General features: G+C 66.2%; 11 protein-coding genes and 1 pseudogene. 10 read left to right on the top strand and 2 right to left on the bottom strand.

The genetic code is table 11. The features are described 5' to 3' along the window. Position 1: 1 nt before the first annotated feature. From K5880_RS20025 to pgeF, 4 genes are all read left to right on the top strand, one after another. On the top strand, positions 2 to 1,501 hold the full coding sequence (locus K5880_RS20025) for a nodulation protein NfeD (RefSeq protein ID WP_297656613.1): 1,500 nt from the start codon (positions 2 to 4) through the stop codon (positions 1,499 to 1,501). After that, the gene (locus K5880_RS20020; protein ID WP_297656610.1) at positions 1,494 to 2,273 is read left to right on the top strand and encodes a slipin family protein; all 780 of its coding nucleotides are present in this window, start codon (positions 1,494 to 1,496) and stop codon (positions 2,271 to 2,273) included. Before K5880_RS20025 ends, K5880_RS20020 begins: the two co-directional genes overlap by 8 nt. A 73-nt stretch (positions 2,274 to 2,346) precedes the next feature. Next, a complete protein-coding gene (gene maiA / locus K5880_RS20015) occupies positions 2,347 to 2,988 on the top strand; it encodes a maleylacetoacetate isomerase (RefSeq protein ID WP_297656608.1) in 642 nt (213 codons plus the stop codon). Then, positions 2,988 to 3,758 carry a peptidoglycan editing factor PgeF gene (pgeF, locus tag K5880_RS20010; protein WP_297656605.1) on the top strand — a complete coding sequence of 257 codons (771 nt, stop codon included), beginning with the start codon at positions 2,988 to 2,990 and terminating at the stop codon, positions 3,756 to 3,758. The genes maiA and pgeF overlap by 1 nt, the downstream gene beginning before the upstream one ends. On the opposite strand, the gene K5880_RS20005 is transcribed toward pgeF, so the two are convergent. After that, the gene (locus tag K5880_RS20005; RefSeq protein ID WP_297656602.1) at positions 3,678 to 3,980 is read right to left on the bottom strand and encodes a hypothetical protein; all 303 of its coding nucleotides are present in this window, start codon (positions 3,978 to 3,980) and stop codon (positions 3,678 to 3,680) included. The genes pgeF and K5880_RS20005 overlap by 81 nt on opposite strands. 127 nt (positions 3,981 to 4,107) lie before the next feature. Between K5880_RS20005 and phaC the strand changes: the two genes are divergently transcribed. The 4 genes from phaC to dusA all read left to right on the top strand — a co-directional run bounded on the left by phaC (position 4,108) and on the right by dusA (position 9,155). Further along, positions 4,108 to 5,949, top strand: coding sequence for a class I poly(R)-hydroxyalkanoic acid synthase (gene phaC / locus K5880_RS20000; RefSeq protein ID WP_297656599.1), 1,842 nt, complete (start codon positions 4,108 to 4,110; stop codon positions 5,947 to 5,949). A 118-nt stretch (positions 5,950 to 6,067) separates the two neighbouring features. Next, positions 6,068 to 7,246 (top strand): acetyl-CoA C-acetyltransferase, encoded by a 1,179-nt coding sequence (locus tag K5880_RS19995; RefSeq protein WP_297656595.1) that lies wholly within the window; start codon positions 6,068 to 6,070, stop codon positions 7,244 to 7,246. 85 nt (positions 7,247 to 7,331) lie between these two features. Beyond that, positions 7,332 to 8,069 (top strand): acetoacetyl-CoA reductase, encoded by a 738-nt coding sequence (gene phbB / locus K5880_RS19990; RefSeq protein ID WP_297656592.1) that lies wholly within the window; start codon positions 7,332 to 7,334, stop codon positions 8,067 to 8,069. Positions 8,070 to 8,150: 81 nt separating this feature from the next. Beyond that, complete coding sequence (gene dusA / locus K5880_RS19985) at positions 8,151 to 9,155, top strand: tRNA dihydrouridine(20/20a) synthase DusA (protein ID WP_297656587.1); 1,005 nt, start codon at positions 8,151 to 8,153, stop codon at positions 9,153 to 9,155. Positions 9,156 to 9,273: 118 nt separating this feature from the next. Here dusA and K5880_RS19980 read toward each other — a convergent pair whose 3' ends face one another. Further along, positions 9,274 to 9,909: a GntR family transcriptional regulator gene (locus K5880_RS19980; RefSeq protein ID WP_297656584.1), complete on the bottom strand. Its 636-nt coding sequence runs from the start codon at positions 9,907 to 9,909 to the stop codon at positions 9,274 to 9,276. Positions 9,910 to 10,038: 129 nt separating this feature from the next. Here K5880_RS19980 and scpA point away from each other — a divergent pair, with 129 nt between their 5' ends. Together scpA and K5880_RS19970 are read left to right on the top strand one after the other, a co-directional pair. After that, entirely contained in the window at positions 10,039 to 12,201 is a 2,163-nt protein-coding gene (gene scpA, locus K5880_RS19975; protein WP_297656581.1) for a methylmalonyl-CoA mutase, read from the top strand. A 123-nt stretch (positions 12,202 to 12,324) separates the two neighbouring features. Next, positions 12,325 to 12,534: pseudogene (locus K5880_RS19970) on the top strand (GIY-YIG nuclease family protein); the annotation flags it as partial. Positions 12,535 to 12,624 lie beyond the last annotated feature (90 nt).

Genomic DNA, 12,624 nt, shown 5'->3' with positions numbered 1-12,624 from the left:
CATGCGGACGAGCCGCGCCACGGTATGTGCCATGGCGTCTGGAGGTTTTCCCTTCAGCGCCACAGGCCGTCGTGTGCCGCTGCGCCTGTTGTCGCGCTGGCTGTTGTGCCTTCTGCTGGGCTGGGCAGGTCTTGCGATGCCGGTGCACGCCGCGTCGTCGGCCCGGGTGTTGAGCATCGAAGGCGCCATCGGTCCGGCGAGTGCCGACTATGTCGTGCGCGGCATCGACCAGGCCCGCGACAGCGGTGCGTCCCTTGTGGTGCTGGTGCTGGACACGCCGGGTGGCCTGGACAGCGCCATGCGCCAGATCATCCAGGCCATCCTGGCCTCGCCCGTGCCCGTGGCCACCTACGTGAGTCCGCAGGGCGCGCGCGCGGCCAGTGCTGGCACCTACATCCTCTATGCCAGTCATATCGCTGCGATGGCGCCGGCGACCACGCTGGGGGCGGCCACGCCGGTGGCCATCGGCATGCCGGGTGTGCCGCGCCCACCCGGAGACGCCCCCCGGCCCGAGTCCCGCGAGGGTGAGCCGTCGGACGGCGACAGCAACAGCAGGACCTCACCTATGGACACCATGACCGCCAAGCGTGTGAACGACGCTGCAGCTTTCATCCGGGGACTGGCTGAGCAGCGCGGGCGCAACGCGCAGTGGGCCGAGCAGGCCGTGCGCGAGGCCGTGAGCCTGACGGCCGCCGAGGCGTTGAGCCAGGAGGTGGTGGACGTGGTGGCGACGGACATCCCGGATCTGCTGCGGCAGATTCACGGCCGCAACGTGCGCATGGCCAGCGGTGAACAGCGACTGGCCACCCAGGGCCTGTCCATCGAGACGCATCCGCCCGACTGGCGCCACCGGTTGCTGGGCGTGATCGCCAACCCCAGCCTGGCGCTGATCCTGCTCATGATCGGTTTCTATGGCCTGCTGTTCGAGTTTTCGTCGCCGGGCTTCGGCATCCCGGGCACGGTCGGCGCGATCTGCCTGCTGCTGGCCCTGTTCTCGCTCCAGCTTCTGCCCGTGAACTACGCCGCGCTGGGCCTGATCCTGCTCGGCTTCGCGCTGCTGGCCGCCGAACTGCTGTCGCCGTCGTTCGGGGTGCTGGGCGTGGGTGGCATCGTGGCTTTCATGGCCGGAGGCCTGCTGCTGTTCGACCGCGACGTGCCCGGCATGGGGGTGCCGCTGCCGCTGATCTTCGGGCTGTCGATCGTGGCGGGCGCCGGCGTGCTGCTGGGGGGGGGCATGGCCCTGCGGGCACGCCGCGCACCCGTGGTCAGCGGGCAGGAGTCCCTGGTGGGTGCGTGCGGCGAGGTGCTGCACGTGGTGGGCTCACAGGCCTGGGCGCAGGTGCAGGGTGAACGCTGGCAGGTGCGCAGCGACGCCCCCTTGCAGCCCGGCCAGCGCGTGCGCGTGAAGGGCATGCACAACCTGGTGCTGGAGGTGGCGCCCGATCCCGGGAGCCCGCCCGACGCAACAGCACCTTTCGAAGGAGAACCACGTGATGTTTGATTTCAACCTGGGCATCGGCACCATCCTCGTGCCTGTCGTCCTGATTCTTCTGGCCTCTTCCTTTCGCATCCTGCGCGAGTACGAGCGCGGCGTCGTGTTCCAGTTGGGCCGGTTCTGGAAGGTCAAGGGCCCGGGCCTGGTGATCGTCATTCCCGGCCTGCAGCAGATGGTGCGGGTCGACCTGCGTGTGGTCACGATGGACGTGCCGCCGCAGGACGTGATTTCGCGCGACAACGTGTCGGTCAAGGTCAACGCCGTGATCTTCTTCCGCGTGGTGGAACCCGACAAGGCCATCATCCAGGTGGAGAACTTCCTCATGGCGACCAGCCAGCTGGCCCAGACCACGCTGCGCGTGGTGCTGGGCAAGCACGAACTCGACGAGATGCTGGCCGAGCGCGAGCGCCTCAACATGGACGTGCAGCAGATCCTGGATGCCCAGACCGGCGCATGGGGCGTGAAGGTGACGAACGTGGAGATCAAGCACATCGATCTCAACGAATCCATGATCCGGGCCATTGCCCGCCAGGCCGAGGCAGAACGCGAGCGCCGTGCCAAGGTGATCCACGCCGAGGGCGAGAAGCAGGCAGCGGTGGCGCTGCTGGAAGCGGCGCAGATGCTGTCGCACCAGCCCGAGGCCATGCAGCTTCGCTACTTGCAGACCATGACGCAGGTGGCCGGGGACCGCGCGTCGACCATCGTCTTCCCGCTGCCCATGGATCTGCTGGGCCGCATGTTGCAAACGCCTGCCCCTCAGCCGCCCCGGGACGCCTGAGCGGCGCGGCCATCTGTGCGCGCAAGGAGGTGCGCAGGGCCCTGGAGGCCCTTCCGGTTTATCCTTGGTCCCCATGAAGCTCCACAACTACTTCCGCTCCTCGGCCTCATTCCGTGTGCGCATCGCGCTCGCGCTCAAGGGCATGGCCTACGACTACGTACCCGTGCACATCGCACGCGGCGACCACAAGCTGCCGGCCTTCACCGACATGGCCGTCGAAGGCCTGGTGCCGCTGCTCGAACTCGACGATGGCACGCGCCTGACGCAGTCGATGGCGATCATCGAGTACCTCGACGAGGTGCAGCCCGCACCGGCACTGCTGCCCAGGGACGCGCTGGGTCGTGCGCGCGTACGGGCGTTGTCGCAGATCGTGTCTTGCGAGATCCACCCCGTCAACAACCTGCGCGTGCTCAAGTACCTGGTGCGCGAGCTCAAGGTCGAGGAAGAGGCCAAGAACACCTGGTACCGCCACTGGGTGCGCACCGGGCTCGAATCGTTCGAGCGCCAGCTCGCGCTGCTGCCGGCATCCACCTATTGCTTCGGCGACACGCCGACCATGGCCGACTGCTGCCTGGTGCCGCAGATCTTCAATGGCCAGCGTTTCAACACCGATTTCAGCGGCCTGCCACGCACCATGGCAGCATTCGAGGCCTGCATGGCACTGCCCGCATTCCAGCAGGCGCAACCTTCGGCCTGCCCCGACGCAGAAGCCTGATGTTGCTGGCCGCCGACGGCATCGTCCCGGACTGGCCTGCTCCGCCGGGCGTGCGCGCGGTTTTCACCACCCGCGAGGGAGGCCTGTCGGTGGCGCCTTTCGACAGCTTCAACCTCGGTGACCATGTGCGCGACGAGCCACTGGCCGTGGCGGGCAACCGCGAACGCCTGGCCGCCTTCACCGCGCCTGCGCGCCCGGTGTTCCTGCGGCAGGTGCATGGCACGCGGGTCGTGCGGCTGGCACCCGACACCCCCGATGGCACCGAGGCCGACGGCTGCGTGGTGCAGGGGCCTGGCCTGGCCGCGACCATCATGGTGGCCGATTGCCTGCCTGTGCTGTTTGCGCATGCGTCCGGCACGGTGGTGGCCGCAGCCCATGCCGGCTGGCGTGGCCTGGCGAGTGGTGTGATCGAAGCCACCGTGACCGTCTTGCGCGAAGCCGCGGGTGAAGGCGAGATCATGGCCTGGCTCGGCCCCTGCATCGGGCCACGGGCCTTCGAAGTCGGGGCCGAAGTGTGCGAGGCGTTTGTCGCGATCGAATCCGCGGCGGCTGCGCACTTCTGGCCACTCGGCAAGGGCAAGTTCCTGGCCGACCTGCCGGCACTGGCGCGGCGTCGGCTCGCGGCGACCGGCATCACCGACGTGCATGGCAACGACGGTAGCGCCGCGTGGTGCACCGTCACGCAGCGCTTACGGTTCTTTTCGCACCGGCGCGATGCGCTCATCCTCGGCAGCACCGGCCGCATGGCCGCTTGCGCCTGGATCGGCTGAAGCCTGTGTTCCCCCCAGCGCCTGCAGCTCAGCCGCTTCGCGTGCCTTGATGGCCTTGCGCCGCTGCGGCGCGCGCATCAGGTAAACCACCAGTGCCACCGGCAGCAAACCGTAAAGAAAAAAGGTCACAATGGCTCCAAGCACAGAGCCCGTGGTGTTGGTCGCTTCGGCCACCGACATCATGAGCACCACATACATCCAACCAATCACCACCAGATACACGACATTCCTTGCAACCCGGGAAAACGCATGTGCGCGCCTTGGAAACCGCCATGCCGAGATGGGGAGGGCCGGATTCCCTCCCTGAGATGCCCAGTTTAAGGCGCAGGCCACACCCCAGGAGACCAGCATGACATCGGGAAAGACCCCCCCAAACGAATGGCTGGACACCGCGCAACAGTTCCAGCAGAACCTTATCGAGCAATGGACCCGGATGGCCCAGGCCTTTCCCGGTGCGGCGGCGCAGTCCGCTGCCAGCGACCCATTCGCCGCCTTCAAGGCCTTCATGCCGCAGTCCGGCGCCGCCAACCCCTTCGGCATGGCCATGCCCGGCGGCGCAGCGGCATTGCCTGGCCTGCCCGCCATGGGCGAATTGTTCAACCAGGCCAACAATGGCCAGCCAGTGAGCTTCGATCCGGCGCAGTTGCTCGAGATCCAGAACGGTTACCTCAAGGAGGTGGCGGGCTTGTGGAATCAGGGGCCGAACGTGAAACCCGCGGGTGATCGCCGTTTTGCCTCGGACGCCTGGGCCAGCAACCCCGTGGCGGCCTTTGCCGCCGCGGCCTACCTGCTCAACGCGCGCACACTCATGTCCCTGGCCGACGCGGTGCAGGGCGACGCCAAGACCCGGTCGCGCGTGCGCTTCGCCGTGCAGCAGTGGATCGACGCGAGCGCGCCGAGCAACTTCCTCGCCTTCAACGCCGAGGCGCAGCAAAAGGCCATCGATACCCAGGGCGAGAGCATCGCCAAAGGCGTGGCCAACCTGCTGCACGACATCAAGCAGGGCCATGTGTCCATGACCGACGAGAGCGTGTTCGAAGTTGGCAGGAACGTTGCAACCACCGAAGGCGCGGTGGTGTTCGAGAACGAACTGTTCCAGCTCATCGAGTACAAACCCCTCACCGCCAAGGTGTACGAGCGGCCCTTCCTGCTGGTGCCGCCGTGCATCAACAAGTTCTACATTCTCGATCTGCAGCCCGAGAACTCGCTGATCCGCTACTGCGTGGAGCAGGGCCACCGCACCTTTGTGGTGAGCTGGCGCAACCCCGATGAATCGCTGGCGAACAAGACCTGGGACGAATACATCGAGGACGCGGTGATAAAGGCCATCGCGGTCACGCAGGACATCACCAGCGCCGAGACCATCAACGCACTGGGGTTCTGCGTCGGCGGCACCATGCTGGGCACGGCGCTGGCGGTGCTGGCTGCTCGGGGCGAGGAGCCCGTGCACAGCGCCACCCTGCTCACCACGCTCCTCGATTTCAGTGACACGGGCATCCTCGATGTGTTCATTGACGAGAACTTCGTCAAGTACCGCGAGATGCAGTTCGCCCAGGGTGGGCTGATGCCCGGACGCGACCTGGCCACCACCTTCAGCTTTCTGCGTCCGAACGACCTTGTGTGGAACTACGTCGTGGGCAACTACCTCAAGGGCGAGACACCGCCGCCGTTCGATCTGCTGTACTGGAATTCCGACAGCACCAATCTGCCGGGCCCGTACTACGCCTGGTACCTGCGCCAGATGTATCTGGAGAACAACCTGATCAAGCCCGGCAAGGTAAAGGTCTGCGGCGAGAAGATCGACTTCCGCAAGGTCAAGCTACCGGTCTACATCTATGGCTCGCGCGAGGACCACATCGTGCCTATTGGTGGCGCCTACGGCAGCACGCAGGTATTCCCGGGCAAGAAGCGCTTCGTGATGGGTGCCTCGGGGCACATCGCTGGCGTGATCAACCCCGCGAGCAAGGGCAAGCGCAGCCACTGGATCGGCCCGGCCGGCAAATTCCCCGCCGACGTGAAGGACTGGATAGCCAGTGCCACCGAACACCCGGGCAGCTGGTGGACCGACTGGTCCGCCTGGCTCAAGCCGCTGGCGGGCAAGCAGATCGCCGCGCCCAAGACCTATGGCAGGGGCAAGGCCTATGCCGCGATCGAGCCCGCGCCGGGTCGGTACGTGAAAGCAAAAGCCTAGGCATCACTCAAGGATTTCCGTTCGGGCTGAGCCTGTCGAAGCCTCACCAGCACCGCTGGATGCCCTTCGACAGGCTCAGGGCGAACGGGAGAAACGGCTCATCATCAAGGAGAACCCCATGGAAGACATCGTCATCGTTTCAGCCGCCCGCACCGCCGTGGGCAAATTCGGCGGCTCGCTCGCCAAAACGCCCGCCACCGAACTGGGCAGCATCGTCATCAAGGAGCTGCTGGCGCGAAGCGGCCTGCCGGCCGATGCCATTGGTGAAGTGATCATGGGCCAGGTGCTGGCCGCGGGCGTGGGCCAGAATCCGGCGCGCCAGGCCATGATGAAGGCCGGTCTGGCCAAGGAAACGCCCGCGCTCACCATCAACGCCGTGTGCGGCTCGGGGCTCAAGGCCGTGATGCTGGCGGCGCAGGCCGTGGCCTGGGGCGACAGCGAGATCGTGATCGCCGGGGGCCAGGAGAACATGAGCGCCGCGCCGCACGTGCTCAACGGCAGCCGCGACGGCCAGCGCATGGGCGACTGGAAGATGACCGACACCATGATCGTTGACGGCCTGTGGGACGTCTACAACCAGTACCACATGGGCATCACGGCCGAGAACGTGGCCAAGGAACATGGCATCAGCCGCGACGCGCAGGATGCGCTCGCCCTGGGCAGCCAGCAGAAGGCCAGCGCCGCGCAGGACGCGGGCAAGTTCAAGGACGAGATCGTGGGCGTGAGCATTCCGCAGCGCAAGGGCGACCCCGTGGTGTTCGACGCCGACGAGTTCATCAACAAGAAGACCAGCGCCGAAGCACTGGCGGGCCTGCGCCCGGCCTTTGACAAGGCCGGCTCGGTCACGGCCGGCAATGCTTCTGGCATCAACGACGGCGCCGCCGGCGTGGTGGTGATGACCGCGAAGAAGGCGGCATCGCTGGGGCTCACGCCGCTGGCACGCATTGCCGCCTTTGGCACCAGCGGCCTGGACCCGGCCACCATGGGCATGGGCCCGGTGCCTGCATCGAAGAAGGCACTGGCGCGCGCGGGCTGGAAGGCCAGCGACGTGGATCTGTTCGAACTCAACGAAGCCTTCGCCGCTCAGGCCTGCGCCGTCAACAAGGCGCTGGACATCGACCCGACCAAGGTCAACGTCAACGGGGGCGCGATCGCCATCGGGCACCCGATCGGTGCATCCGGCTGCCGGATTCTGGTGACGCTGCTGCACGAGATGCAGCGCAGTGGTGCGAAGAAGGGTCTTGCCGCCCTGTGTATCGGTGGTGGCATGGGGGTTTCCCTCGCGGTCGAACGCTGAAATCACGGTTAAATCAAAACGGACTGCCGGAGGGGAGGGCCTTCCGGTCGCCACATCGCCCAAGAGGCACAAGGAGCACAGGAAAATGAGCAAGAAAGTCGCGTACGTCACCGGCGGCATGGGTGGCATCGGCACGGCCATCTGCCAGCGGCTGCACAAGGAAGGTTTCACGGTCATCGCGGGCTGCGGCCCCACGCGCGACTTCAAGAAGTGGCTGGACGAGCAGAAGGCGCAGGGTTACAGCTTCCACGCCTCAGTCGGCAACGTCGGCGACTGGGATTCCACCGTCGAGGCCTTCACCAAGACCAAGGCCGAGCACGGCACCATCGACGTGCTGGTGAACAACGCGGGCATCACGCGCGACCGCATGTTCCTGAAGATGTCCCGCGAGGACTGGGATGCGGTCATCGAGACCAACCTGAACTCCATGTTCAACGTGACCAAGCAGGTCGTGGCCGACATGGTGGAAAAGGGCTGGGGCCGCATCATCAACATCTCGTCGGTCAACGGTGAGAAGGGCCAGGCGGGCCAGACCAACTACTCGGCCGCCAAGGCCGGCATGCACGGCTTCTCGATGGCGCTGGCACAGGAACTCGCCACCAAGGGCGTGACGGTCAACACCGTGAGCCCGGGCTACATCGGCACCGACATGGTCAAGGCCATCCGCCCCGACGTGCTCGAGAAGATCGTGGCCACGGTGCCGGTCAAGCGCCTGGGCGAGCCCAGCGAGATCGCGTCCATCATCGCCTGGCTCGCCAGCGAAGAGGGCGGCTACGCCACCGGCGCGGACTTCTCCGTCAACGGCGGCCTGCACATGGGGTGAGCGCTTCGGTGCCTGCGGGCACTGCGCCTCCCGGAAACCCGCTGCGGCGGGTTTTTTTCTGCGCGCTGGGATAATCGCGGCATGTCCCTGACCTCATCCACCCCGTCCCCCTGGCGCCTGTCCGTGGCGCCGATGATGGACTGGACCGATCGGCATTGCCGCTACCTGCACCGCCTGCTCTCGAAGCACACGCTGCTGTACACCGAGATGGTGACCACCGGCGCGCTCATGCACGGCAGCGTGCAGCGCCACCTGCGCTTCAACGCCGAGGAGCATCCGGTGGCGCTGCAGCTCGGTGGCAGCGACGCGAAGGAGCTGGCCGAGGCGGCGCGCATGGGCGAGCAGTGGGGCTACGACGAAATCAACCTGAACTGCGGTTGCCCGAGCGACCGCGTGCAGCGCGGGGCTTTTGGTGCCTGCCTGATGGCCGAGCCCCGGACCGTGGCCGAGGGCGTGAAGGCGATGGTGGATGCGGTGTCCATCCCGGTGACGGTCAAGCACCGCATCGGCATCGACCGCGTGGAGAGCTACGACTTCGTGCGCGATTTCGTGGGCACGGTGAGCGAGGCCGGCTGCAGCGTGTTCATGGTGCACGCGCGCAACGCCTGGCTCGATGGCCTGTCACCCAAGGAGAACCGCGAGGTGCCGCCGCTGCGCTACGAGCTGGCGCACCGGCTCAAGCAGGACTTTCCCGCGCTCACTTTCGCCATCAACGGCGGCTTCACCACCAACGCCCAGATCGCCGAACAGCTGCGGCTGGTCGATGGCGTGATGGTGGGGCGCGAGGCGTACCACAACCCCTGGTTGCTCACCACCTGGGACGAAGCCTTCTTCGGCGCAGCGCCCTCCACCATGACGCGTGAAGCCGTGGAAGAGCAGATGGTGAGCTACATGGAACGCGCTTTCCTGGAAGACGGTTGCCCCTGGTATGCCATTGCGCGCCACATGCTGGGCCTGCGCCATGGCTTGCGCGGTGCGCGGCGCTGGCGCCAGATCTGGAGCGACCACCGCCTCAAGCCGCTGCCACCGCGCGAGGTGTGGGCCATGGCGCAGGCGAATGTAGGTCTGGAAGCAGAAGCGGCCTGAAAATCCAGGGGCGTCAAGGGCCGGCTCCGCCGGCCCAAGACGCCGACCCCCCTTCCCAGCGCCGCAGGTGCGCCAGAGAGGGGGAAGCCGCAAAGCGGCGCAGGGGGGAGTCCCTACCTCAAGCCGCCGCTTCCAGGCCGTTCTGGAAATGTTCGCGCATGCGCTGCACGGTGAGCGCAGGGTTGCGCTGGGCCAGCGCAGCGACGATGGCGCGGTGCTCGGCCAGTGATTCCTGGATGCGCCCGCTCTTGAGTAGCGAGTTGTGGCGGTTGAGCTTCATGACCTTGCGCAGGTCGGCCACCATCTGCTCGCGCCAGCGGTTGCGCGCGAGTTCGAGCACGCGCATGTGGAACTGTTCATTCAGCGAGAAAAACCGGTCGCGGTCATCGACGGCGGCTTCCAGTTCATCGTGCAGGGCCTGCAGCGTGCCGATCTCATCGGCCGTGGCGCGCTCGGCCACCACACCGGCGGCGTCGGCCTCCAGCAGGGCGAGCAGGTGGTAGACGTCGGCCAGGTCCTTCTCGGACACCTCGGTGACGTAGGCGCCGCGCCGCATCTTCATCGTCACCAGGCCCTCGGCAGCCAGCACCTTGAGCGCTTCGCGCAGGGGTGTGCGGCTGATGCCGTATTCCTCGGCAATCTTGAGTTCGTCGATCCAGCTGCCGGGCTCCAGCTCGCGGCGGAAGATGCGCTGACGCAGCAGTTCGGCCACCTCTTCATACAGGGCGCGGGGCGCGAGTGACTGGGCAGACATGGTCGGTATGGGGACAATCAATGGGCGGCAGACCCGGCCGATTGTATCGCAGTCGGAATATTTTGCATCAATAATTATGAATGATGTAAAATGCCAGAGGTTTCAGAACCCGCCAACCGATCCATTGCCATGAGCCAGAAACAGCCCGAATTCGTCCCCGCCACCCTGGAAGACTGGGTCCGTGCCGCCCGCAATTCCGCGCCCGGTGGGGATGTGGGCGCGCTGGACTGGGTCACGCCCGACGGCATCCGCGTCAAGCCGCTCTACACCGCCGAAGACACGGCCGGGCTGCCGCACGCGAACACCTTGCCCGGGTTCGAGCCCTTCATCCGGGGCCCGCAGGCCACCATGTACGCGGTGCGCCCGTGGACGATCCGCCAGTACGCGGGCTTCTCCACCGCCGAGGAAAGCAATGCCTTCTATCGCAAGGCGCTGGCCGCCGGCGGGCAGGGTGTCAGCGTGGCCTTCGACCTGGCCACCCACCGCGGCTATGACAGTGACCACCCGCGCGTAACCGGCGACGTGGGCAAGGCCGGCGTGGCCATCGACAGCGTGGAGGACATGAAGATCCTGTTCGACCAGATCCCGCTGGACAAGGTCAGCGTGTCCATGACCATGAACGGCGCGGTGCTGCCGGTGCTCGCGGGCTACGTGGTGGCGGCCGAGGAGCAGGGCGTGGGGCAGGACCAGCTCAGCGGAACGATCCAGAACGACATCCTCAAGGAGTTCATGGTCCGCAACACCTACATCTTCCCGCCCGAGCCGTCGATGAAGATCATCGGCGACATCATCGAGTACACGGCGAAGCACATGCCGAAGTTCAACTCGATCAGCATCAGTGGCTACCACATGCAGGAAGCCGGCGCCAACCAGGCGCTGGAACTGGCCTTCACGCTGGCCGATGGCAAGGAGTACGTGAAGACGGCGATCGCCAAGGGCATGGACGTGGACGGTTTCGCCGGGCGCCTCTCGTTCTTCTGGGCGATCGGCATGAACTTCTACCTGGAGATCGCCAAGATGCGGGCCGCTCGCGTCTTGTGGTGTCGCATCATGAAGGGCTTCAACGCAAAGAACCCCAAGAGCCTGATGCTGCGCACCCACTGCCAGACCTCGGGCTGGAGCCTTACCGAGCAGGACCCCTACAACAATGTGGTGCGCACGGCCATCGAGGCCATGGCGGCGGTGTTCGGCGGCACGCAGTCGCTGCACACCAACTCGTTCGACGAAGCCATCGCGCTGCCCACCGAGTTCAGCGCGCGCATTGCGCGCAACACGCAGCTCATCATCCAGGAAGAGACCCATATCACGAATGTGGTCGACCCCTGGGCCGGCAGCTACATGATGGAGAGTCTCACGCAGGAAATGGCCGACAAGGCCTGGGCCATCATCGAAGAGGTCGAGGCCATGGGCGGCATGACCAAGGCGGTGGACAGCGGCTGGGCCAAGCTCAAGATCGAGGCGGCCGCGGCCGAGAAACAGGCGCGCATCGATTCGGGCAAGGACGTGATCGTCGGCGTCAACAAGTACAAGCTCGCGAGCGAAGACCCGATCGAGGCGCGCGACATCGACAACGTGGCCGTGCGCGAGGGGCAGATCGCGCGCCTGAAGCAGATCCGGGCCACGCGCGATGCGGCGAAGGTGGCCGCTGCGCTGCAGGCTCTCACCGATGCCGCCGACAGCGGCGAAGGCAACCTGCTCGATCTGTCGATCCAGGCCATGCGCCTGCGCGCCACCGTGGGCGAGGTGAGCGACGCGCTGGAAAAGGTTTACGGGCGCCACCGCGCCGATACGCAAAAGGTGACCGGTGTGTACGCAGCTGCCTACGATTCCGCCGAGGGCTGGGAAGCCCTAAAGACCGAAATCAACGCCTTTGCCGAACAGCAGGGTCGCCGCCCGCGGGTGATGATCAGCAAGCTCGGCCAGGACGGCCACGACCGCGGCGCCAAGGTGGTGGCAACAGCCTTTGCCGACCTGGGTTTCGACGTCGACATGGGCCCGCTGTTCCAGACGCCCGAGGAGTGCGCGCGCCAGGCGATCGAGAACGACGTGCACGCGGTGGGCGTCTCCACACTGGCCGCTGGCCACAAGACTCTGGTTCCGGCCATCATTGCCGAGCTGAAGAGGCAGGGCGCGGACGACATCATCGTCTTCGTCGGCGGTGTGATCCCGCGCCAGGATTACGAGATGCTGTACGAAGCCGGCGTGAAGGGCATCTACGGCCCGGGCACGCCGATTCCGGCGAGCGCCAAGGACGTGCTGGAGCAGATTCGCAAGGCGTTGGGCGCGGCCTGACACGGCGATTCGAATGCATGCCGCGCCGACACATTCACGCCTCGCCCGAGGTATGCACCGTTCGGGTCGAACCCTTCCCCTGTTCGGGCTGAGCCTGTCGAAGCCCTCACCCGCACCGTTCGCGTGAAACCCTTCCACGTCTACCTTCTGCGGTGCCGAGATGGCACCTACTACGCCGGGCACACCGACGAGTTGGAGGCACGTCTGTTGCAGCACCAGATCGGCGACTCCGGATACACCGCCACGCGCAAGCCGGTCGAGTTGGTGTGGCAAGGTGAGTTCGAGACGCGGGAAGAGGCATTGGCTTTCGAGCAGCGGATCAAAGGCTGGTCGAGGGCGCAAAAGGAAGCGTTGATTGCCGGGGACTGGGAACGGGTTCAGGCGTTGGCCCGTTCGAAGCAGGGCCTGGAGGGGCTTCGACCA

Origin of the sequence: Hydrogenophaga sp., from assembly GCF_025699295.1 — a bacterium.
Classification (GTDB): Bacteria; Pseudomonadota; Gammaproteobacteria; order Burkholderiales; family Burkholderiaceae_C; genus Hydrogenophaga.
Note: the sequence above shows the minus strand (reverse complement) of the source record. Positions and strands in the feature narration are given on the sequence as shown.